General features: G+C 72.6%; 20 protein-coding genes and 1 pseudogene. 6 read left to right on the top strand and 15 right to left on the bottom strand.

Annotated elements, in window-relative coordinates; genetic code table 11:
* Nucleotides 1–51: 51 nt before the first annotated feature.
* Nucleotides 52–462: a VOC family protein gene (locus ACZ68P_RS14545; protein WP_471005936.1), complete on the bottom strand. Its 411-nt coding sequence runs from the start codon at nucleotides 460–462 to the stop codon at nucleotides 52–54.
* A 300-nt stretch (nucleotides 463–762) separates the two neighbouring features.
* Here ACZ68P_RS14545 and ctaD point away from each other — a divergent pair, with 300 nt between their 5' ends.
* Both ctaD and ACZ68P_RS14555 read left to right on the top strand, forming a co-directional pair.
* Nucleotides 763–2502 carry an aa3-type cytochrome oxidase subunit I gene (ctaD, locus tag ACZ68P_RS14550; RefSeq protein ID WP_471005937.1) on the top strand — a complete coding sequence of 580 codons (1740 nt, stop codon included), beginning with the start codon at nucleotides 763–765 and terminating at the stop codon, nucleotides 2500–2502.
* A 12-nt stretch (nucleotides 2503–2514) separates the two neighbouring features.
* A complete protein-coding gene (locus tag ACZ68P_RS14555; protein ID WP_471005940.1) occupies nucleotides 2515–2850 on the top strand; it encodes a hypothetical protein in 336 nt (111 codons plus the stop codon).
* Between the two features lie 295 nt (nucleotides 2851–3145).
* Here ACZ68P_RS14555 and ACZ68P_RS14560 read toward each other — a convergent pair whose 3' ends face one another.
* The 3 genes from ACZ68P_RS14560 to ACZ68P_RS14570 all read right to left on the bottom strand — a co-directional run bounded on the left by ACZ68P_RS14560 (nucleotide 3146) and on the right by ACZ68P_RS14570 (nucleotide 5099).
* Nucleotides 3146–3451: a hypothetical protein gene (locus ACZ68P_RS14560; RefSeq protein WP_471005942.1), complete on the bottom strand. Its 306-nt coding sequence runs from the start codon at nucleotides 3449–3451 to the stop codon at nucleotides 3146–3148.
* Between the two features lie 82 nt (nucleotides 3452–3533).
* Nucleotides 3534–4022, bottom strand: coding sequence for a DUF5709 domain-containing protein (locus tag ACZ68P_RS14565; protein ID WP_471005943.1), 489 nt, complete (start codon nucleotides 4020–4022; stop codon nucleotides 3534–3536).
* A 258-nt stretch (nucleotides 4023–4280) separates the two neighbouring features.
* A complete protein-coding gene (locus ACZ68P_RS14570; RefSeq protein ID WP_471006381.1) occupies nucleotides 4281–5099 on the bottom strand; it encodes an SDR family NAD(P)-dependent oxidoreductase in 819 nt (272 codons plus the stop codon).
* Nucleotides 5100–5203: 104 nt separating this feature from the next.
* On the opposite strand from ACZ68P_RS14570, the gene ACZ68P_RS14575 reads away from it, so the two are divergent.
* Complete coding sequence (locus tag ACZ68P_RS14575; protein WP_471005945.1) at nucleotides 5204–5938, top strand: SDR family NAD(P)-dependent oxidoreductase; 735 nt, start codon at nucleotides 5204–5206, stop codon at nucleotides 5936–5938.
* A 125-nt stretch (nucleotides 5939–6063) separates the two neighbouring features.
* On the opposite strand, the gene ACZ68P_RS14580 is transcribed toward ACZ68P_RS14575, so the two are convergent.
* From ACZ68P_RS14580 to ACZ68P_RS14615, 8 genes and pseudogenes are all read right to left on the bottom strand, one after another.
* Complete coding sequence (locus tag ACZ68P_RS14580; protein ID WP_471005946.1) at nucleotides 6064–7284, bottom strand: S8 family peptidase; 1221 nt, start codon at nucleotides 7282–7284, stop codon at nucleotides 6064–6066.
* Nucleotides 7285–7512: 228 nt separating this feature from the next.
* Complete coding sequence (locus ACZ68P_RS14585; protein ID WP_471005948.1) at nucleotides 7513–10563, bottom strand: NHLP bacteriocin export ABC transporter permease/ATPase subunit; 3051 nt, start codon at nucleotides 10561–10563, stop codon at nucleotides 7513–7515.
* Nucleotide 10564: 1 nt separating this feature from the next.
* A complete protein-coding gene (locus ACZ68P_RS14590; RefSeq protein WP_471005950.1) occupies nucleotides 10565–12844 on the bottom strand; it encodes an NHLP family bacteriocin export ABC transporter peptidase/permease/ATPase subunit in 2280 nt (759 codons plus the stop codon).
* A complete protein-coding gene (locus ACZ68P_RS14595) occupies nucleotides 12841–13650 on the bottom strand; it encodes a hypothetical protein (protein WP_471005952.1) in 810 nt (269 codons plus the stop codon). The genes ACZ68P_RS14590 and ACZ68P_RS14595 overlap by 4 nt, the downstream gene beginning before the upstream one ends.
* Nucleotides 13651–13834: 184 nt before the next feature.
* Complete coding sequence (locus ACZ68P_RS14600) at nucleotides 13835–14065, bottom strand: type A2 lantipeptide (protein WP_471005955.1); 231 nt, start codon at nucleotides 14063–14065, stop codon at nucleotides 13835–13837.
* A 587-nt stretch (nucleotides 14066–14652) separates the two neighbouring features.
* Nucleotides 14653–15175 (bottom strand): annotated as a pseudogene (locus ACZ68P_RS14605) (transposase family protein).
* A complete protein-coding gene (locus tag ACZ68P_RS14610; RefSeq protein WP_471005956.1) occupies nucleotides 15153–15485 on the bottom strand; it encodes a hypothetical protein in 333 nt (110 codons plus the stop codon). Before ACZ68P_RS14610 ends, ACZ68P_RS14605 begins: the two are co-directional and overlap by 23 nt.
* A 184-nt stretch (nucleotides 15486–15669) precedes the next feature.
* Complete coding sequence (locus ACZ68P_RS14615) at nucleotides 15670–16329, bottom strand: TetR/AcrR family transcriptional regulator (protein ID WP_471005959.1); 660 nt, start codon at nucleotides 16327–16329, stop codon at nucleotides 15670–15672.
* 120 nt (nucleotides 16330–16449) lie between these two features.
* Here ACZ68P_RS14615 and ACZ68P_RS14620 point away from each other — a divergent pair, with 120 nt between their 5' ends.
* On the top strand, nucleotides 16450–16584 hold the full coding sequence (locus tag ACZ68P_RS14620) for a hypothetical protein (RefSeq protein ID WP_471005961.1): 135 nt from the start codon (nucleotides 16450–16452) through the stop codon (nucleotides 16582–16584).
* A gap of 44 nt (nucleotides 16585–16628) precedes the next feature.
* Nucleotides 16629–17114 carry a hypothetical protein gene (locus ACZ68P_RS14625; RefSeq protein ID WP_471005962.1) on the top strand — a complete coding sequence of 162 codons (486 nt, stop codon included), beginning with the start codon at nucleotides 16629–16631 and terminating at the stop codon, nucleotides 17112–17114.
* Between the two features lie 259 nt (nucleotides 17115–17373).
* Here ACZ68P_RS14625 and ACZ68P_RS14630 read toward each other — a convergent pair whose 3' ends face one another.
* Nucleotides 17374–17535 carry a transposase gene (locus ACZ68P_RS14630; RefSeq protein ID WP_471005964.1) on the bottom strand — a complete coding sequence of 54 codons (162 nt, stop codon included), beginning with the start codon at nucleotides 17533–17535 and terminating at the stop codon, nucleotides 17374–17376.
* A 108-nt stretch (nucleotides 17536–17643) separates the two neighbouring features.
* The gene (locus ACZ68P_RS14635) at nucleotides 17644–18105 is read right to left on the bottom strand and encodes an RrF2 family transcriptional regulator (protein WP_365720385.1); all 462 of its coding nucleotides are present in this window, start codon (nucleotides 18103–18105) and stop codon (nucleotides 17644–17646) included.
* 285 nt (nucleotides 18106–18390) lie between these two features.
* Here ACZ68P_RS14635 and ACZ68P_RS14640 point away from each other — a divergent pair, with 285 nt between their 5' ends.
* The gene (locus ACZ68P_RS14640) at nucleotides 18391–21087 is read left to right on the top strand and encodes an FAD/NAD(P)-binding protein (protein WP_471005967.1); all 2697 of its coding nucleotides are present in this window, start codon (nucleotides 18391–18393) and stop codon (nucleotides 21085–21087) included.
* A gap of 25 nt (nucleotides 21088–21112) precedes the next feature.
* Here ACZ68P_RS14640 and ACZ68P_RS14645 read toward each other — a convergent pair whose 3' ends face one another.
* A complete protein-coding gene (locus tag ACZ68P_RS14645) occupies nucleotides 21113–22417 on the bottom strand; it encodes a Tm-1-like ATP-binding domain-containing protein (protein ID WP_471005968.1) in 1305 nt (434 codons plus the stop codon).
* Nucleotides 22418–22442 lie beyond the last annotated feature (25 nt).

Consider the following 22442-nt stretch of genomic DNA (forward strand, 5'->3'; position numbering starts at 1 on the left):
GTGGGTCGGCCCACTCGGCGGCCGGCGTGCCGGTCGGCCGGGCCCGACGGCTCAGCGCAGCTCCTGGATGCGGATCAGATTGCCCGCCGGGTCGCGGAAGGCGCAGTCACGGATGCCGTACGGCTGCTCGGTCGGCTCCTGGACGACCTCGGCGTCACGGGCCTGCACCTTCTCGAAGGTGCCGTCGAGGTCGGGGGTGGCCAGCAGGATCCAGCCGTAGGTCCCCTTCGCCATCATCTCGACGATCGTGCGGCGCTCGGCCTCGGTGATCCCGGGGTCGGCGGCCGGGGGCGCCAGGAGGATGGACGTCTCGGGCCGGCCGGCGGGGCCGACCGTGATCCAGCGCATCTTGCCCTGGCCGACGTCGCTGCGGACTTCGAAGCCGAGGGCGTCGCGGTAGAAGGCCAGGGAGGCGTCCGGGTCGTCGTGCGGAAGGGCGGTCGTGTGAATGGTGATGTCCATGGCTGTCACGTTAGTTGCGGCTCGGTGACCGGCGCTTCTCGATTCCTGACCGGCACGCCGTGTCGCGTGCCGGCCCCCCGTACCGCCCCTGCCCCCGCCCCGTCCGGACCAGCCCCGCCGCGCGGTCCGGGGCGTCCTCGTCCGGCCGAGTGGGGGACCGCAACCGTGACGAAACGTCACCCCATATGCGGATTCACCCGTACGCGCATGTGCCGCGCGCGGGCGCGGCAGGGGCATTTGTCGTAGAAGTGGTGAGTCACCCCCGCGCGCATCCGGTGCCCGTTTCTGCGAGAGGTCTCCATGGCGACGTCGACCGAGCCGGTAACCCCCCTGCCCGTGCGTCGTCGAAGCCGCGGTGCGGCCGTCATCTCGTGGGTGACCACGACCGATCACAAGATGATCGGACACCTCTACCTGATCACGTCGTTCGTGTTCTTCCTGGCCGGCGGAGTGATGGCGTTGCTCATCCGGGCCGAGCTGGCGCGGCCCGGCATCCAGATCATGTCCCCGGAGCAGTACAACCAGGCGTTCACGATGCACGGCACGGTGATGCTGCTGCTGTTCGCGACACCGACCTTCGCGGGATTCGCCAACGCGATCATGCCGCTCCAGATCGGCTCCCCCGACGTCGCGTTCCCCCGCCTGAACATGTTCTCCTACTGGCTCTTCCTCTTCGGCGGCCTCATCGCGTTCGGCGCCATCCTCACGCCGCAGGGGATGGCCGACTTCGGCTGGACCGCCTACGCACCCCTCAACAACGCCGAACACACGCCCTACGTGGGCGGCGACCTGTGGATCATGGGGCTGGCGTTCGCCGGGTTCGGGACGATCCTGGGTGCCGTCAACTTCATCACGACGATCATCTGCATGCGCGCCCCGGGCATGACGATGTTCCGGATGCCGATCTTCACGTGGAACATCCTGCTGACGTCCGTCCTGGTGCTGCTGGCCTTCCCGGTCCTGGCCGCGGCGCTGCTGGTGCTGGAGGCGGACCGGCGGTTCGGTTCGCAGGTCTTCGAGGCGGCCAACGGCGGCGCGCTGCTGTGGCAGCACCTCTTCTGGTTCTTCGGGCATCCCGAGGTCTACATCATCGCCCTGCCGTTCTTCGGGATCGTCACCGAGATCTTCCCGGTGTTCTCGCGCAAGCCGATCTTCGGCTACATCGGCCTGGTCGCCGCGACGATCGCCATCGCGGGTCTGTCGGCGACGGTGTGGGCCCACCACATGTTCGCGACCGGCGCGGTGCTGCTGCCGTTCTTCTCGTTCATGACGTTCCTGATCGCCGTCCCCACGGGCGTGAAGTTCTTCAACTGGATCGGCACCATGTGGAAGGGATCGCTGTCCTTCGAGACACCGATGCTGTGGTCGATCGGGTTCCTGGTGACGTTCCTGTTCGGCGGTCTGACCGGCATCATCCTGGCCTCGCCCCCCATGGACTTCCACGTCACCGACTCCTACTTCGTCGTGGCGCACTTCCACTACGTCGTCTTCGGCACCGTCGTCTTCGCCACGTTCGCCGGCTTCTACTTCTGGTGGCCGAAGATGACCGGGAAGATGCTCGACGAACGCCTCGGGAAGGTCCACTTCTGGACCCTGTTCATCGGCTTCCACACCACGTTCCTCGTCCAGCACTGGCTGGGAGCCGAGGGAATGCCCCGGCGCTACGCCGACTATCTGGACGCCGACGGCTTCACCGCCCTCAACACGGTGTCCAGCATCGGGGCCTTCCTGCTCGGGCTGTCCAGTCTGCCCTTCTTCTACAACGTCTGGCGGACCGCCAGATACGCGCCGCCGGTCACGGTCGACGACCCGTGGGGGTTCGGCCGCTCCCTGGAATGGGCGACCTCCTGCCCGCCGCCGCGGCACAACTTCGTCACCCTGCCGAAGATCCGCTCCGAGTCCCCGGCGTTCGACCTCTCGTTCCCCGAGGTGGCCGCGCTGGACCAGGGCAAGAGCGACAAGCGCGACGTCTTCGACGACTCCTCCTCCGCGACCCACCAGGGGCCCGACGCCGGCCGTGACGGCCAGGCGCCGCACTGAGGCGAGCGCGTGATGGACCGCGACGACACAGCCGCGGGCATGGCCCGCCTCGAGGGCTATCTCATGAGCCAGGCCGCCCGTCAGGAGGCGAGGCGGGCGGGCGAGGACTTCGCCCGGGGCCTGTCCTGGCTCGGCCCCCTCGAACGCGACGAGATCGCCCGCCGCTTCGCCGACGAGCACCTCGCGCTGCGCAGGGAGATGCTCGGGGCCGTCGCCGTACGCATCGCCGAACTCCGCACCGAGTACGGCGACCGATACGCGTACCTCCGTCGCCGCACCCTCGCCCTCGCGCTGGCCGCCGTGGCCTTCGCCGGCGCCGCGGCGGGATGGATCGCGACGCTCGGGTGAGACCCGACGGCCATACGGGCCACGAGGAGGCGGTCGGAACGGAAGGCGGGACGACCGAGCGGCCGTCTCTCGCGGGAGCCCGGTGCCGGAGGGACGGGGAAGTCCGGGCGCGGTCAGGGGACGGCCGCCGGGACGGAGAGGTCCGGGCGCGGTTCCGGGACGGCCGCCGGGACGGAGAGGTCCGGGCGCGGTTCCGGGACGGCCGCCGCCGGGACCGGGAAGCACGGGCCTGCCTTCGGGCGCCCGCGCCGGATCCGGGTGCCACGGGCCGCTTGCCCGCCAGGCAGGCGGCGGCTCAGGGCCTGGGGTCGATGCGCTCCCACTGGGGGTGCCCGCCGCGTGCTCGGCCGCCCACCGCCGCGCTGCAGCGCGGGCACACCCGCCGCACACGGTCCGCCGCACCTCCCGATTCGGGAAACGTCTCCGGCCACGCCACGTGGGGGAACCGCCCGAGCTGCGAGCGGCTGAGGGACAGACCGCAGACGGTCGCGTTCCTGCCCTGTTCCCAGGCGTGAACCTCCCCGGCCGGCTGCCGCTGGTTGGCGTCCTCGTCCCACCACTGCCCGGAAGCGGCCACGGCGTAGCGCTGCGTCACGCCCATCGGGGCCTCCCCGCCACTGCGGTGGCACCTGCCGCCCCGGGCGCCGTCCGTGGCACCCGGGAAGCGGCCCGTGGCACCCGGGTCATGCGCCCGGTCCCTCCGGGTCGTCCAGCTCCTCCTCGGGTACGACGTGCATGGCCGCCTCCTCGGAGCCGGCCGCACCCGCGTCGATGCCCACGTCGGAGGCGAAGAGCTCCTTGTCGGTGTCCTCGTGCGCGCCCTCGTCCGGAGCCACGAGCCGTCCCGCCCGCTCGCCGCCGGCCTCCGGGTCGAGCGGTTCGCCCTCGCCGTCGGGCAGGTCCCCGATGCCGTCCGTGTCGTCCTCGCCCGCCTCCGGCACCTCCTGCGCCAGGCGCTGGTCGAGCGTCTCGCCGTCCCGCTGCTCCGCCGCGGTGGTGCCCACCTTGGTCACTCCGAGCGGCTTCTCCGGCGGCGAGTACCCCTCGTCCAGGACGTCGTCGTAGTCGCGCTCGTCCACCGCGTCCTGGAGGTCGAGCGGCGCGGCGTCCTCCTGCTCCTCGTTGCCGCCCGTGGGCTGGTAGACGTCGTCCGCCATGCTCTCGTCCGTCATGAGTCACCCTCTCCTCGGTGCCGCTCCGCCCCGTTCCCGGCGGGGCGCGTCCCTTCCGGCCTGGGCGTCTACCCGGTCCCTCCGGGTCGAAAAGCGCTGTCACCCGCCCGGCCGCCACCGTCGGGCGGGTGACGCACGGCGTGCGGGTGCCCGCGCCGGGCGGGCGCAATCCTCCGTGCGACGGAGGCACTCCTCCCCGCGACAGAGGGACGGACGGCCGGACGGACCGACCGGCCGAACGACGGACGCGGGGCGGGGTCAGGCGCGGGGTGCCCGGGGCTCGATGCGGTAGTCGAAGGCGAGCGTGCCCGGGTCGAGCGCGGTCACGCCGCCGTCGACGGTCAGCACGGCACCGTTGACGAAGGAGGAGGCGGGCGACAGCAGCCACGCGACGGCCTCGGCCACCTCGCGCGGCTCCCCGGGGCGCCCGGCGGGCAGGACCCGCGTGACCTCCTCGTACGCCGCGTCGACGCCGCCCGCCCCCAGCCCCGCCTCGTCGGCGAACCTGCTCATCCGGCGGTCCGCCATGTCGGTGCGCACCCAGCTCGGGCACACCGTGTTGGCACGCAGGCCCGCGGCCCCGTAGTCGACCGAGAGGGAACGGCAGAGCTGGAGCAGCGCCGCCTTGGAGGTGGCGTAGGCGGCGTTGCCCACGCCGTTGCGCAGGGCGGAGACGGAGGCGACCGCCACGACCGCCCCGCGGGCGTCGAGCAGGTGCGGGAGGGCGGCGCGCAGGAGGTGGAACGGTCCGGTGAGGTTCGTGCGCATCACGGCCTCCCAGTCCTCCGGGGTCACCTCGCCGACGCCGCCGCCGCGGCCGATGCCGGCGTTGAGGACGAGCCCGTCGAGACGGCCGTAGGCGGCGACGGCCGCTTCGACGAGCGCGCGTACGGCGTCGGGGTCGCCGATGTCGGAGGGGACGGCCAGCGCCCCGGTCTCCTCGGCGACCAGCCGCAAGGGCTCCGGCCGACGCCCCGAGACCACCACATTGTGACCCGCCTCGCGCAGCAGCCGGGCGGTCGCGGCGCCGATGCCCGTCCCGCCGCCGGTCACGAGGTACACGCGCTGGTCCGCCATGGTCATCGAGCCTCCGTCGTCGCTGCCGTACGTCTCCGCGATCATAAAGAGCGCGACGGCGGCCCGCTCCGACGGACGGGCCCACGCGACGGAGAAGGGGTGGCATGTCGACGCAGCAGAGGCTCACGGTGGTGACGGGCGGAAGCCGGGGGATCGGGGCGGCCGTCTGCCGGCGGCTGGCCGAGGAGGGCCACGACATCGTGATCGGCTACCGCTCGGACGAGGCGGCGGCGCGAGAGGTGGCGGACGCCGTCGAAGCCGCCGGCCGACGGTGTCTGACCGTACGGGTGGACACGGCGGCCGAGGCCGATGTCGACGGCCTGTTCGACGCGGCGGCCGGCCTCGGCCCGGTGACCGGACTCGTGAACAACGCCGGTGTGAGCGGGCCCAACGGCCGCCTCGCCGACGCCGACCCGGAGGGGATGCGGCGCGCCCTGGAGGTCAACGTCCTGGGCTACCTGCTGTGCGCCCGGCGCGCGGTGCGGGACATGGCCGCACACGGCGGAGGGGCGATCGTCAACGTCTCCTCCGCGGCGGCGACGCTCGGCAGCCCCGGGCAGTACGTGCACTACGCCGCCGCCAAGGCCGCCGTCGACGCGATGACGGTGGGCCTCGCCAAGGAGGTGGCGGGGGAGGGGATCCGCGTGAACTGCGTGGCCCCGGGCACGGTGTGGACCGACTTCCACGAGGATCCGCAGCGTCCGGCGCGCGTGGCGCCGGTGATCCCGATGGGCCGCGCGGGCCACCCGGACGAGATCTCCGGCGCCGTCGCCTGGCTCCTCTCGGACGACGCCTCCTACGCGACCGGCGCGGTCCTGCGCGTGGCGGGCGGGATGTAGCGGACGGGCGCACCGCCGGCCCCGGGCGCCGCCGGCCGGCGCCGCGAGGTCTCCTCGACCGCGGTCACCCGGCGCCCACCCTGTGCGCGCCCCCGGCGGTGGCCCGAGGGCGGTCCCACGGAGGGTCAGGAGCCGCCGGTGAAGAGGAGCTTGTTGGGGCTGGACTCGCTGACGTTCTTCAGGACGTCCTTGGTGGACTGCTTCTCGAGCCAGACGGCGACCTCCTCGGCGCTCGCCTCCGGGTGCGCCTGCTTGTAGAGGGCGGCCACTCCCGCCACGTGTGGGGAGGCCATCGACGTACCGTCCTCGGCGACGCTGCCGCCGCCGAGCTTCGCCGAGACGACCGCCTCGCCGGGAGCGTAGAGCCCCAGGCACTCGCCCCAGTTGGAGAAGCTCGTCTCCTCGTCCCGCCGGTTGGTCGCGCCGACCGTCACCACGCCGTCCGCCCCGGCGGGGGAGATGTCGCAGGCGTCGACGGCGGAGTTGCCCGCTGCCACCACCGGGAGGACGCCGGCCGCGGCCATCGAGGCGGCGGCGTGGTCCACGGCGTCGGACTCCGGGCCTCCGAACGACGCGTTCACCACGGCCGGCTGCTTGGCGTTCTTCGCGACCCAGTCCATGCCCGCGAGGATGCCCGACCACCGGCCCGTGCCGTCGCAGCCGAGGACCCGGACGCTGAACAGGTGGGCGTTGCGGGCCACGCCGAACGTCTTGCCGGCGATCGTCCCGGCGACATGGGTGCCGTGCCCCTGACAGTCCGCGCCGGCGCGCCCGTCGCCGATGGCGTCGAAGCCCAGGGCGGCACGCCCGCCGAACTCCGCGTGCGTGTAGTCGATGCCGGTGTCGATGACGTACGCGTTGACCCCCGTGCCGTCCGCCGTGGCGGTGAAGCTGTCGTCCAGGGGGAGCGCCTTCTGGTCGATCCGGTCCAGGCCCCAGGAGGCGGCCGGCGCGCGGCGGGCACCCAGCGCCCCCGCGGGTGCGGCCACCGACACCTCGGCGTCCTCCTCCACCGCCGACACCCCGAGGGCGTTGCGGACGGACTTGAGCTGGGACAGGGTCAGCGGCACCGCGAACCCGTTCAGCGCCTTGGTGTAGAGGAACGTCGGCTTCAGCTTCAGCTGCTCCGCGAACGTCCCCGCGTCGAGCCGCTTGTCGAGCGTCACGATGTACCGGCCCGGAACGGCGCGGGGCGAGGTGTGGAGCGGGGCGGGGGCCGAGGCCGTGGCCAAGCCGGGGGCGGATCGGTCGGCGGGCGTGGTCGTGGACGGGGTGGCGGCGGCCGGCGCGAGCGCGGCGGCGACGGCGGTGGCCGCGACGGCGGTGGCCGCCGCGGCGAACCTCATGCGAATGATCATGCGACGCAGGCCATCACGCGGAAACGATCACCGTCCAGGAACCCCGTCCGGTGGTTCACACCCCGGTGGACGTACTGCCGCCTGCGCTCCTCCGAAGGGCGGAACCGTTCCCCCTCCGATGGGCGGAACCGCTCCTCCTCCGAAGGGCCCAAGCCACTCCTCCCGCGAAGGGGGGAACCCGCTCCTCCCACGGGAGCGGCACCCCGGCCGCCCCCGTCAGGCCATCTGCCGCCGTACGAGGTCGTGCAGGAACCCGCCCGGAGTGGCCAGCAGTGCGGCCGGCGGGCCCTGTTCGACGATGCGGCCCTCCGACATGACGATCACCCGGTCGGCGTCCATGACCGTGGACAGCCGGTGGGCGATCACGAGACGGCTGGACTCCAGGCTGCGCGTGCTCTCGATCACGGTGCGCTGGGTCTCGTTGTCGAGCGCGCTGGTGGCCTCGTCGAAGAAGAGCACGCGGGGCCGCCGGACGAGCGCCTGAGCGATCATCAGGCGCTGGCGCTGACCGCCCGAGATGGCTCCGCCCCCCGCGATCAGGGTGTGCAGACCCATCGGCATCCGCTGGATGTCCTCGGCGAGCCCCGCCATCGCGGCCGCCTCCCACACCTCCTCCTGCGTGAACGACTCGGCCCCGCAGATGCAGTCCAGGATCGAACCCGTCAGCGGCTGCGCGTTCTGCAGGACCACCCCGCACTGCCGGCGCACGGCCGCCTGGTCCAGGGCCGCCAGGTCCTGGCCGTCGTAGAGGACACTGCCGGAGGTCGGCCGGTCGAAGCCGATGAGCAGGCGCAGGAGCGTCGACTTGCCGCAGCCGCTCGGCCCGACGACCGCCACGAACTCACCCGGGCGCACCTCCAGGGACACGTCGTCGAGCACCAGCGGGCCGTCGTCCGTGTAGCGGAAGGAGAGGCGGCGCGCCTCGATCGCACCGGTCAGCGTGCCGGGCTGCGCGCCGGCGCCGCGTACCTCCGGCTCCGCGTCCAGCAGGGGTTTCACCTGCTCGAAGAGGGGTGTCACGGCGGCGGCCGAGACCATCGCCCCGGTGATCTGCGTGACCGAGGTCAGGAGCATGGTCAGGGCGGTGCTGAAGGTCAGGAAGGCACCCGCCGACATGGTGCCGCGGGCCGGACCGGCGAGCAGCATGAACATGATGAGCGAGCAGAGCGGCAGACAGACCGCGTCCAGGACGGTGGTCAGGTTCCGGACGCGGCCCGCCCGCTGCTGGAGTTCCCTGGAGCGGGCGAACTCGCGGGCCCAGGCCGCGTACGCGAAGCTCTCCGCCGCCGCGACCCGCAGCTTGGGCAGGCCGCGCAGGGTCTGGTACGCCTGGTTGTTCAGCTTGTTGCCCAGCTCGACGAGACGGCGCTGCCATCGCAGCTGCCACAGACCCATCCCGAGGAACACCGCCCCTACGACGACGAGCATCGCCAGCGCGACCAGCGCGAGCGGCACGCTGTAGCAGAACAGCAGGACGACGTTCATCGCGCCGACCGTGCCGGCCTGGACGACCACCGGACCGACGCCCGTCAGTACCCGGCGGATGGCGCTGATGCCCATCGCCGCGCTCGCCAGCTCCCCGGTGGACCGCTCGGCGAAGAACGACGTCGGCAGCCGCAGAAGCCGGTCCCACACGGCGGGTTGCAGGATGCTCTCGACCCGCCCCTCCAGACGCAGCAGGGTCAGGTTCTGCACCAATGTGAACGCCGCGGTGACCACGCTGGTGATCATGACGGCGACCGAGACCTGGATGATGAGACCGCTCTCGGCCTTCGGTACGTGGACGCCGAGCACCCGGCCGGTGGCGATCGGCACGAGGGCGCCCAGGCCCACCGTGACCAGACCGGCCAGCAGCAGGTTCCGCACGTCCTTCCGGGTGCCGCGCGCGCTGAAGAGGAGCAGCCGCCAGGGGGTCATCGGCCGGTCCGGCAGGGGACGGTAGAACATCACCGCCCGCGGCTCGAACTCCTCGGCGCTGTCCCGGCCGACGCGCTGCCGCCGCCCGGTGACCGCGTTGACCGCCTCGTACCGTCCTCGCCGCCACACCAGCGCGACCGGCGCGCCCGACGCGGCGCGATGCCCCACCAGGGGGCCGCTGTCCGTGCGCCACCACTCGCCGTCGAGCCGGACGGCGCGCGTACGGATCCGGGCGGCCGACGCGATCCGCTCGACCGGGGTGACCCGCTCACTCGCCCCGTCGCCCCTCGGCGGCTCCTCGGCGAGCGTGATCCCGACCTCGGCGGCGACGAGCCGGCAGACCGCGTACACCGCGTCGTCCGCCGCGCCGGAGCCGCCGGCGGCGGCTGTACCGGTGCCGTCCGCCCTGGCGCCGCGGCGGCCCCGGTCCGGTCGGCCGATCGAGGCCAGCAACGCCTGGTCCGCACGGGCCCGAACGGCGGCGCCCGCCCTGATGCCCTCGGCCGTCCTGTCCTCGTGGGCGCGCTCCAGACCGTCGATCCAGCGGTCCACGGCGGACAGCAGGCGGTGCTGCCGGCTCAGCATGCCCTGCCACATCGCGCCGTCGATCAGCAGGTCGCCCGCCGTCTCCGCGCCGAGCGAAGCCCCGTACCGGACGCTGCCCGGCTCGACCGACATCCACAGGACGTCGTCGTCGGCCAGGGACTCGTCGGCGCCCGGACGTCCGTCCGACGGCGCCTCGAAGAGCACGGCCAGGCCGCGGCCGATCCCGAGGGCGAAGGCGTGCTCCAGCGGCGTGGGCGGGACGGGCTGCCCATCTTGCTGGTACTGCCCGTACTGCCCGTACTGCCCGTACTGCTCGTACCGGTCGTCGTACCCCTGGAGCCCGCCGGTCCCGTACCCGCCGCCGTGTTCGGCGTACGTCCCCTGACCGCCGTACCCGCCGTACCCGCCGTACCCGCCGTACGTCCCGTCCGTCTCCGGCCGGTACAGCTCCCGCAGCCCGATCCGCCGCATCAGGCAGCCCTGGGACGGCCGGCCGAGCAGGGTGTGCTGCGGGCCCTCGACCGGCCCGAGGAGCAGGCTTCCCGCCTCCAGGCGGCCCAGGAAGTGCCACTGGCCCTGCTGGACGGGGTCGTACGCGAAGAGGTCCAGGGCCCCGGCCGCGACCAGCCACAACACCTGAGGCCCCTCGAGCGGAAGAGTGCGCAGGCCCGCGCAGTCGACGGGCGCGCCGAGACCGCCCAGGGCGTGGAGGACCAGGTCCGTCCCGCCGGGTCCACCGGACGCCGGCGTACTCCCCGGCGGGTGTCCGGACGCGTCGGCGGGCTGCTGGTACAGCGATGCCACGTCAGTGCTCCCTGACCAGCTCGGCGTACGGCCCCCCGGCCGCGACCAGCTCCTCGTGCCGGCCCCGCTCGACGACCGCGCCGTGGTCGAGCACCAGGATCTCGTCGCTGTCGCGGACCGTGCTCAGCCGGTGCGCGATCACCACGCACGCGCAGCCGCGCCGCCGCAGGTTGTCGATGATGACGCGCTCCGTCTCCGCGTCCAGAGCGCTCGTGACCTCGTCGAGGACGAGGATGCTCGGCCGGCGCACCAGCGCCCTGGCGATCTCCAGACGCTGCCGCTGCCCGCCGGAGAAGTTGCGGCCGTCCTGCTCGACCCGGCTGTGGATCCCCTGGGGGCGCCGCGCGATCACCTCGTACAGCGCCGCGTCCCTGAGGGCGGTCACCACCGCCTCGTCCGGTATCGACGGGTCCCACAGCGCCACGTTGTCCCGGACCGTCCCCTCGAAGAGGAAGACGTCCTGGTCGACGAAGGAGACGGAGGCGGCCAGCGCGCCGCGGGGGATGTCCTCCAGCGGCCGGTCGTCGATCCGGATGGTGCCCTCCCAAGGGGGGTAGAGGCCGGAGATGAGCCGCGAGACGGTGGACTTGCCGCTGCCGGAGCCGCCGACGAGCGCGATCTGCTGCCCGGGGCCCACGGTGAGCGAGAAGCCGGTGAGCAGCGGCTTGTCTAGCGGGCTGTACCCGAACGTGACGTTCTCCAGCGCCACATGGCCACGGAGCCTGCGGGTGCTCGTGCCGGTCTCCCGGCCCCAGTAGACCGCGTCGACGGGGAAGTTCTCGACGTCCTTCAGCCGGGCCACGTCCGCGGCGAAGTCCTGGATCCTGCCCGCCACCCCGTTCAGCCGGGTGATCGGCGCCGTGAAGCGGGTGACGAGCGCCTGGAAGGCGACGAGCAGGCCGATCGAGATGTGGCCCTCCACCGCGCGCAGCCCGCCGATCCAGAGGATCAGGGCGCTGTTCAGCGTGGCGAGGGCGGGCGCGACGACGGCGAGGACCGCGCTCGGCACGCCGAGGCGCTGCTGCACCTCCAGGGTGGTGGCGTGCTGCCCCGCCCAGCGGCGGAAGAAGCCGTTCTCCCCGCCGGTGGCCTTCATTGTCTCGATGAGCTGCAGGCCGGTGTACGACGTTGTCGTCAGCCGGGCGTTGTCCGCGCGCAGCTTCTGGGTGTCGTTGGCGCGCAGACGGATCACGATCCGCATCGCCACCACGTTGAGGAGCGCGATCAGCACCCCGACGAGGGTCAGCTGAGGGTCGTACGTCCACAGCAGGACGGCGTAGAGGATCACCACCACCCCGTCCACGCCCGCGGCGGCGAGATCCCTGGCGAGGGTCTCGGCGACGGCGTCGTTGGACTGGAGGCGCTGGACGAGATCGGCGGGGCTGCGCTGGGCGAAGAACGTGACGGGCAGTCGCATCAGGTGCCGCAGGAACCGGGCGCTGCCGAGCGTGGAGGAGATGATGCGGCCGCGCAGCAGGTTCGCCTGCTGAAGCCCCGTCAGGACGGCGGTGAGCGCCACCAGCGCCGCCATCGACGCGAAGAGCGGTCCGAGCAGGGACGTCCGCCCGCCGATCAGGAAGAGGTCGATGTACGTGCGGCTCAGCGCGGGCAGCGCGGCACCGACGGCGACCAGCAGCAGACTGGCGAGCAGGGTGGCCAGGAGCGTGCCGGTGGTGCCGCGCAGCCGGGCGGGCAGGGCACGCAGGATGCCCGGCTTGCGGCCGCCGGGACGGAAGGCGGCGGTCGGTTCGAAGAGCAGGGCGACGCCGGTGAAACTGGTGTCGAAGTCCTCCATCGGCACGAAGCGGCGGCCCTTGCCGGGGTCGTTGACGTGCACGCCGCGCCGCCGCAGCCCCCGCCCCATGCCGTCGTACACGACGTAGTGGTTGAACTCCCAGAAGAGGATGGCGGGCGGCCGCACCCCGGCCAGTGCGGCCGGTTCCATCTGCATGCCCTTGGCCTGGAGGCCGTAGCCGCGTGCCGCCTTCAGGACGTTGCTGGCCCGCGAACCGTCACGGGACACCCCGCAGGCGATCCGCAGCTCCTCCAGCGGCACGTGCCGGCCGTAGTGGGCGAGCACCATGGCCAGGGCCGCCGCGCCGCACTCGACTGCCTCCATCTGGAGGACGGTGGGCGTGCGTACGGCCTTCTGCCTCTTCGCCCCGGCCTTCGCCGGGCCCTTCCGCCCGGCCTTGCCGCGCTGGGCTCGCCGGCCGGCGGGAGCCCCTTCCGGGCGGTTCCGGCGGTGGCCCGCGGAGGGAAGCCGCTGCTCGGTGCTCATGGAAGCAGCCAATCGATCGGGTGCTGTTCGGCCAGGTGTACGGCGCCGTCGGCCGGCGTCATGGAGGAGAGCCGGAACGGCGGGCCTTCGGCGGACGACCAGGCGTGGCCGGAGGCGGTGCCCGGTGCGTCGAGGAGGCGGACACGGACCGGTACGGCCCGGCCCTGCCCCGCGAGGTGTTCGCCCAGCTGGGCGCTGCCCAGGAAGGCCGCGATCTGCTGAGCCGACTGCGCGGTGCGGCCGACGGACTCCACGCGGCCGCGCAGCACTCCGTACTGCCCGGGGGCCACCGACTGGACGGTCAGGTCCACCGCCGCTCCGACGGGGACGGCCGATCCGCTGTCGGCCGGTACGTACACCACGGCCATCAGGGGGTCGTCCGGGCGGGCGACGCGCTCGACCGCCGCCACGTCGGCTCCGACGGTGACCACGGAGCCGATGCCGGTGGCCAGGGCCGTCAGCCGGCCGGCGGCGAGGCTGCGGACGGCGACGCTCGTGCCCTGCGGGGTGCGGACCCGGAGCAGGGGGGCGTCGGCGGGGACGCGGGCCCCTTCCTCGGCGAGTACGTCGGTGACCTGTCCGGCGACGGGGCTCTGCAGGACGTAGCTGCCCTGCGCGTGGGTCAGGATGCCGGGGGCGTCGAGGGTCGTCGCGACGGTGCCGGTCACCGCCCAGAGGCTCGCGGCGATCATGACGGCGACGGTGACGCAGAGAACGAGCCAACCCTGCGGACGGGCGAAGCGGACCGGCAGGTCGATCTCGTCGGCCGACTGCAGCTTGGAAAGGGCTTGTTGGCGGAACTGCACGGCACTCTTCCCTCGAGTGCGGTGTGGCTGCTCGGTATCGCGCGGGGCTGCGTATCGCCGGCGGTGCTGGTGGTGGCGGTGGGGCGCTGGGTGGGTGGAGGCGGTCGCTCGCGCGGGGGTCACGCGGCGTGTGCCCCGGATCCTGAGCGGATCCGGGGCACACGACGATGCGGACGTCCTGGGATCAGACGCCGGCGATCGTCGAGGTGGCGATGCCCGTGATCGGCGCGGTGTTCAGGCCGGTCGCACCCTCGACGGTGCCGATGACCGAGCCGGCGAGGGGGGCGATGGCCGGGGCGATGCCGTCGAGGGCGATGGTGGAGTTGGCGACGACGCCACCGAGCAGACCGCCGGACACGTTGTCCAGGTCGGCGTCGGAGATTTCCTGGGTCTCGACCTGGGGGACGAAGTTCATGAGGTGAGTTTCCCTTCACATGGGGACGTATCGAAACAACCGTGGAGGTCATTGCCGGACCGGTGGCGCCGATCCGGAGGGGAAACTTCCGCGGTGTGCTGGATCAAAGCACGTCAGCCTGACGGCCAGCCAATCGAACAACGCCTTCAACCTGCATGAATGGAGCCGGAATTGCGGTGCCGTGGATATTCGTCCATCAGTCGGTGGCACCTTCTTCACGAGATCACCGACTGCCGCGCGGGGTGACGACCGCCCCGACAGGCCGGAATGCGACATTCCGGATCAGCCGGGCCGGTGGCGGGGGCGCGTCGGCCCACGCCCCGAGAGGGACTTCGGCAGAAGGTGTGTCCCCTGCGCATTCGGTGTGCAGATTGAGCGACCGTCGCGGGACGTCGCTTTTCTCCCGGGAGTTCCCCGGACCTACCGGAGTTCCGGCGGTTGCCGGAATGTGCCTTGTCGTGGGAAAAGGCTGAAGGCCGCACAACGTCGTCGTGCGGCCTTCGGTCCCGCTTCGGGTGCTGGTCCCCCTCAGGCTGTCCCGCAAGTGATCTCAGAAGTGGTCCTCATCGACCGTCGGCACAGATCCTCTACCCGGTCAAGGCGAGGTGGTGGAGGCGAGCGATGCCGAGCACGGCGTGGCGGACTCCATCGCCCTCCAGACGGCAGTCACGGAGGATCTTCCAGGTCTTCATGCGAGCGAAGGTGTGCTCGACGCGGGTGCGGAGCTTGCGGTGGGAGGCGTTATGTTCCTCCTTTCAGGCTGTGAGTTCAGCCTGGCCGGGTTCGCGGCGGTGCGGGATGAGCAGGCCGGTGCCGCGGTAGCCGGCGTCCGCGATCACAGTGGTCTTTCCGGCGGCGGCCTTCGCCCCGGACAGCTCCCACGCCTTGCAGTCGTTGCGGTTGGGTGGGCACCAGCGTGCCGACCCGGTCCTCCAGCAGGAGGCCCCACGGCCGACCCGTGTGAACCGGGGTGGCGCTCTCGCGTTGTAACGCGGAGATCAGCTTCCCGAACTGCCGTGGGCTCAGTCCGCTGAACGGGGCTGTCCCAGAGGGCTCTGACGCCGTGATCACACCAGCCGCTGCGTGATCATTCCACTGCTTCCGGTTCACCCTGCTCGAACGCGATGCGACAGCGTTCAACCTGGTCGGCCACCTGTTCCATAAACCAGCGCATGATCTCGTAGGGCACCACGCGTTCGTCCGGACTGTAGACACGAACGGTCGGTTCCGGACTCGGGTCCTCGTCTGGAACAAGGGCTACCAGGCAAGCAGAACCCGGAAAGCGGGTCACCGTGGCGTCGGAGTTGGCCGGCGCAGGCCGAGCCTCGCTCGGTTCCACGGCCCAGGCATCGTCGGGCAAGGCGTGGTGGAACAGGACGGCGTAGTGACGGCCTGCGTGTTCTCGCAGCTCCCATGGCATGCCGGCAGGCTGCCACAGCCGCCGCGTCGGAGTATCGCGGGTATCCCGCTCTCACCTCAGCGCAGCCCCGCCAGCGTTTGCGGGACAGCCCTTGGACGGGGCGCCGCCGGGACTCCGTCGTACCCTCGCCGTCTGACACCTGTGCCCCGCGAGGAAGGCAGTGGCGCTGCCGCTCACGGCGGACTCACCGAGAGCCGTGTCGAGGATGTTGCCGATCCTCGATCTGGTGCCCGCTCAAGATCGCCGGTTCACCGGCATCGACGGGACGGTCCGCGGGCCGCAAGCCGGCGAGCGTCACCTCCACGAGCCGCCGGACCGCCGCCTTCGACGGCAGCCCCGCCGCCGCGCCGAGGGCGTGGAGGCAGTACGCGGCGAGCTCATCGGCGGCGACGTCGGCACGCAGCGCACCGCTCGCGGCGCCCTCGGCGACGAGGTCTCGGACGAGCTCCAGGAGTCGCTGGTGAGCCTGGGTGATGGCCTGGCCCTGGTGGAGCAGGGCGGCCATGTCGGTGTCGTGGTGACCATGGCGCTCGTATGAGATGAGCGCGTACATCTCCAGGACGGCGTGGAGCTGCCGGCCGGGATCCGCAGTGCGGTCCCGTACGGCTTGCAGCTGTTCGAGGTGGTGGGCGACCCGACGCTCATGCCAGGCGACAAGGATCGACTCGACGTCCGGGAAGTACTTGTAGAGCGTCGCCCGCCCGATGCCGGTCTCCTGCGCGATCCGCGACATCGTCACGGACATCAGGCCGTGCTCGGCCACGAGCGTGGCGGTGGCGTCGAGCGTCGCGTCCCGCACAGCGTTGCGGTGTTCTTCGATCGTCTCGTTCCACAGCTTCGGCATCCCCACAATGTACGGGACGACGCAAGCGTGACACTATGACTTGACAGAGACAACCTGTATCGAAAAAGTGGGCTGCCCGACCTCCCGCCGTTCCGCTTTCGTACGCATCGGAGTTTTCTCATGTCCGAGCAGTCCCCTCCCCCGCACGCCCCCCGGCCCCGCTGGGTGACCGCGCTCCTGATCGGTGCCGCGATCCTCGTGGTGGCCTTCATCGCTCTCCATCTGGCCGGCGGCGGCATGCGGGGCCACGGCTGATGGCGATGTCGCCGCGCAAGCGCAAGCTCGCCCTCACTTCTCACGTGACCGTTTCGGTCGGGTGGTTCGGCGCGGTCGCGGTCTTCCTCGCTCTCGCCGTGACGGGACTGACCGCGCAGGACGCGCTGACGGTGCGGTCGGTGTACGTCACGATGGGGGTGACCGGCTGGTACGTGATCCTGCCGCTCTGTTTCGCGAGCCTGGTGACTGGCGTCGTGTCCTCACTCGGAACGACGTGGGGCCTCCTGCGCTACTACTGGGTGACGGTGAAGCTCGCGATCACCGTTCTCGCGACCGGCGCGCTCCTCCTCCACATGCCGCCCATCAGCCACATCGCGCGCGCGGCGGCGGCACCGGACTGGTCCGTCGACACCCTCACCGGCCTGCGGACCCAGCTCGTCATCCAGTCCGCCGCGGCCCTGGTCGTGCTTCTGCTGGCGATCGCCCTGTCGACCTACAAGCCGCAGGGCAGGACCCGCTACGGGCAACGCGAGCAGCAGCGTTCGGGACCGGTCAGAGGCGCAAGGTGAGCATCGGACTCCGCACCCGAGAAACACACGGATAGGGCAGCGGTGTCCACTGCCACCTGCCGGCAACACGCTGTTCCCGTGATCCCGCACCCAACGGACGGGTCCCGGCCGCGTGCTGGTGGGGGCGGACGATCGTGGAGTCGATTGCGGCGACCCAGTCCAGATCGCCCTCGGTGTCGGCCTGGCCCAGGAGAGCGGTAAACCCCTTCTCCCAGGTCCCGTGGACGGCCCACTTCCGCAGCCGGTGATGGATGCCCTTCTACGACCCGAAGCGTCCAGGCAAGTCCCTCCACGGCGTCCCTGTGCGGTACTTGAACGCGATTGCGTCGATCGCCAAGCGGTGATCCCGCCATCGCCCACCCCGCCGAGGCGTCCGATCCGGCAACAACGGTTCGCCCCGCGCCCACTGAGCATCAGTCATCGTCACCCCGAGACCAACGATCAGATGATCCGAAACACGCCCTAGACGGGGCCCGCGAGCTCCTCCGCCACCGCCCACCACAGCCGATGATCATTTGCGGGACGACCCTTAGGGATACGTGCGTACGTCGTCGTTGTATTCGCGGGCCCGCTCCCGCACCAGCTCGGGCAGCGTCCCCGACGCGAGGTCCGCGAGCGTCGTCCCCTCGAGGACATGGCGCAGGCTTGCGCGCACGGCTCGCCACACGTCCGGCATCGGCGCCGCGGCGCCCTGGTACTCCAGGCCCGTCAGCTTCAGGTCACGCACGCTGACAAGCGGACCGTCCATCGCCCGGATCACGTCGGCGAGCGTGATCTCCGCGGGCGGCCTGGCGAGCACGTAGCCCCCCTCGGGCCCGCGCACGCTCCGCACCAGCCGCGCCTGGCGCAGCTCGCTGAGGACGACGAAGAGGAAGCGGACGGGAATGTCCTGACGGCCCGCGATGTCCTCCGCCTTCAGCGGCCGGTCCGTCGAGCAGGCCAGCTCCGCCATGGCCCGGACCGCGTAGTCCGTTCTCGCTGAGATCCTCACCGACTCAATGTCTCATGCCTGGCGCGAAATCGATCCGGCACGGTCGCCCGCGCACGGCGGCCTTGTCACTTCACATTGTTCATCGACATAGTGAACTTCACGCGGGCCGCGAGCGGCGCACACCGACGGTCACACCCGCGTCGCACGCCCCGCACGACGCGACCCGCCCGACCGAGCCACACCCAGCCCCACCAAGCCAGACCAGCCCGAGCCAAGCCTGACCAACGTCTGATCAATCGCCTGGAGCCGGAGGTATCCGTGGTGTCCGCTGTACCGCGATCAACCGTGGCAGTCGTCGGAGCAGGTGCGGCCGGGGCGCTCGTCGCCGTCCAGCTGTGCGAGACGGCGGCGCGACGCCGCATTCCGCTCGACCTGGTCCTGATCGATCCGGCGGCGGAGGCGGGCCGCGGCACCGCCTACGCCACCGAGGTGCCGGAGCACCGGCTCAACGTGCCGGTCGGCGGGATGAGCTGTTATCCGGACGACCCCGGCCACTTCCAGCGCTGGCTCTGCCGCCACGGCGAACCGACCGTCGAACACGGCGACTTCGCCTCCCGCCACCGCTTCGGCTCCTACCTCGCCGACACCCTCGGCCGCGCGATCATCACCGCGCACGGCACGGTCGCCGTACGCCGCCTGCGTACACGGGCGACGAGTTGCGCCGACACGGCCGACGGGCGCCTCGCGCTCCGGCTCGCCGACGGAGCGACGGTCACCGCCGACAGCGTGGTCCTGGCCACCGGACCCGCGTCCGGCGGGTCGGCCTGGGCGCCGGCGGAGCTGCGCGCCTCCGAACGGTTCCTCGCGGACCCCTGGGCGCCGGGCGCGCTCGACGCCGTGGGGGAGGAGCACGACGTCCTGCTGGTCGGCACGGGACTGACCGCCATCGACCTCGCACTCGTGCTCGACCGCCCCGGTCGCACCGTCCACGCCCTGTCCCGCACCGGCCTGCTGCCCCAGCCGCACGCCGTCTCCCCGCTGCCGCCCGTCCCCCCGCCTCCGGCCCTGGCCGGCCTGCCCCTCCGCCTGCTCCGCACGGCCGTACGGCGTCATCTGGCCGCGGCGTTCCGCGACCACGGCGACTGGCGGCCCGCCCTCGACGGGCTGCGCCCCCGCGTCGCCGAACTCTGGCAGGGCCTCACCGCCGACGAGAAGGCCGAGTTCCTCGGCCGCGACGCCACCCGGTGGAACGTCCACCGGCACCGGATGGCGCCGGTCACCGCCGAGGCGGTCGCCCGTGCCCGGGCCGCTCGCCGACTGCGCGTGCACGCCGGCCGGATCGTCTCCGCCGCGCCGTGCGAGGACGGCCGCCTCACCGTGGCGCTGGCCGACGGCCGGCGGCTCACCGTCGGATGGGTCGTGGACTGCACCGGGCCCGGGCTCCGGCTCGACGCGGCCGCCGACCCCCTGTGGGGCGGCCTGCTCGCCGGGGGACTCGCGGTGCCGGGACCCCTGGGCATCGGGGTCGCCACCGACGAGGGCCGTCTCCTCGACGCCGGAGGGGAGGCGCGGCGCGCCCTGTTCACGCTCGGAGCGTCCCGCCGCGGTGAGCTGTGGGAGACCACCGCGATCCCGGAGATCCGCTCCCAGGCGCGGGACGTCGCCGAGGCCCTCCTCGCCCCGCTCACCCGCACCCCACGGGCCAACCGGCGCCGCCCGACCGACCAGTTCGGGCTCCCGCTCACCACCCACGCGGCGGCCGCCGCTTCCTTCCGTACCGGACTCGCCCGGGTGATCACCGTGCGGGCCAAGGCCGCCGAGGCGTTCACCCGCGCCACCGAACTGGACCCGGGCTTCGCCCTCGGCCATGCCGCGCTCGCCCTGCTCGGGCACGAGTGCGGCGCTGAGGTCGACGTGGCCCGGAGGCTCGCCGACGCCCAGCGCGGTGTACGGGAACGGGGCGACGAGCGGGAACGCTCCTTCGTCGACGTCGTCACCCGCCGCATCGAGACGGGGCCCGGCCCTCGGTCGACCGCCCCGGGCCGGGACCGGCGGGCTTCGGACGGCGACACGGCGTTGATCGACCATCTCGACCGCTTCCCCGGGGACGCCCTCGCGCTCAGCGTCGCGGTCCCCACGATCGCCTTCTCCGGCGTCGGCGACCTCGACGGCACCTTGGCGCGACGGCTGGTGGACCGCACCGCGCCCGTCTACGACGGTCACTGGTTCCACACCTCGCTCGTCGCCTTCCTGCGCCAGGAGGAGGGGTACGTCGACGAGGCGGGCGCCCTCGCCCGCGTGGCGCTGGCCGCGGAGCCCGCGTCCGGCCACGCGGTGCACGCCCTCGCCCACGTCCACTACGAGTCCGGTGATCACCGCACGGGCCGTGACTGGCTCGACGACTGGATCGGCGGACAGGGCCGGGGCGCGGTCCACCGGGCGCACTTCTCCTGGCACGTGGCCCTGCACGAACTCGCCCTGGACGACGCCGCCGCGGTGCGCCGCCGCTGGTTCGCCCAGCTCGCCCCGTGCCGGGTGAACGGCGTCCGCGCCCTCGTCGACTCCGGGTCGCTCCTGTGGCGGGCCCGGATGTCACGGAACTGGACGGGCCGCATGCCCGCCGACGGCGTGCTCGACGCGGTCGCCGTCGAACTCGTCGAGCGCCCGGCGACGGCGTTCACGGCCCTGCACAGCGCCGTGGCGCTCACCGCGGCCGGAGACCTTCCCGCGCTCCGGCGCCTGCGCGGGCACGCGGCCCAGGCGGACGCCGTACAGCGGGAGGTCGTGGAGCCGCTGTGCCGGGCGCTGGAGGCCGTCCTGGAGGAGCGGTGGACGACCGCCGTGCGGGTGCTGCGGGAGCTGCTGCCGTCGCTGCGCAGGGTGGGCGGCAGTGCCGCGCAGCGCGAGGTCGTCGAGGAGACGCTGCTGTACGCCCTCATGGAGGCGGGCCACAGCGACGCCGCACGCCACCTCCTCCAGGAGCGTCTCGACCGCCGCGCCTCTCCACTGGACCGCCGCCGCCTCGCGGACCTGCCGGGGTGACGGCTCGGGGGGCCTCCTCCAGGGGTCAGGCGGATCGTCCGCTACGGGTGACCATCCCGTGCAGGAGGTCCGCCGCCGCGTGGCCGAAGGCCGGTTCGTTGATGTGGGCGTCGATCTCGACCACGGCGACGGCGCTGCCCCGCAGCCCGTCCTTCAGCGCGGCGAAGAGCGCCCCGTCGGCGACCGGATCGTGGTACGGCTCGCCCGGTGCGCCCAGCGTGGACAGCCCGCGCAGGGGAAGGCACACCGTGGTCGGTCCCGTCGCGTCGCGCAGCTTCGCGGCGACACGCCTGCCCAGCTCGGCGCACTCCCGCGTGGTCGTGCGGACGACGGTGATCGAGGGGTTGTGCACCCGTACGTCGCGGTCCCGCACGCGCGCGGGGACGGTGTCCGGTGGGCCGAACTTCACCATGTCGAGAGCGCCGGGGCTCACCACCTGCGGAAGACCACGACGGCCGGCGGCGAGCAGCCGGTCCGGTCCCGCGGTCAGGATGCCCCCGCAGAGATCGTCGGCCAGTTCACAGAGGGTCAGGTCCAGGACGCCGGTGAACAGCCGCTGGTCGGCGAGCGATTCGAGGGTGCGCCCGCCCGTCCCGCTGGCGTGGAACACCAGCACTTCGTAACCGCGGTCCGTCAGCCGTCCGCGGGCGGCGTCGACACCGGGCGTCGTCACCCCCGCCATGCTCGCCGCGATCAGCGGCCTGTCCCCGCCGGCCCCCTCGCCCTCAGGCCCGTTCCCGCCGGCGGTGCCGCCCGACGCGCCCAGCTCGGCCGGGCGAAGCGCCCGGGCACCGTCGGCGGCGAAGCCGCGCGCCATCGCGGCGACCGCGTCGACGGCGTTCGCCAGGATCGGGGCGGACACGCGGTTCACCCCGGCGATGTCCACGACGCTGTACATCAGGCTGATGTCCGCGGAACCGACGTACGGCGAGACGTCGCCCGAGGCCATCGAGGAGACCATCACCTTCGGCACCCCGAGCGGCAGCTCCCGCATCGCCCGCGTCGCGAGGGACGTACCGCCACTGCCGCCGAGGGCCAGCACTCCGTGCAGCCGGCCCTCGCCGTACAACCGCAGCACGACCTCGGTGGCGCCCCGGGCCATCGCGGTCACGGCCGCGCCCCGGTCGCCCTCCGTCCGTAATCGCTCCAGATCCACCCCCGCCGCCCGGGCCACCTCGGCGCGCGTGATGTCGGCATGGCTCCGCGGCGCGCCGATGACCCCGGCGTCGACCACCAGGACGTCGACGCCCCGCCCCAGCAGCCGCTCCCGCAGCCAGCCGTACTCCAGCCCTTTGGTGTCCAGGGTCCCCACCAGCACAACGACCGCCATGCCCGTACTGTCCGGCGCCATCCGC

This window comes from Streptomyces sp. NPDC036822, from assembly GCF_055609145.1.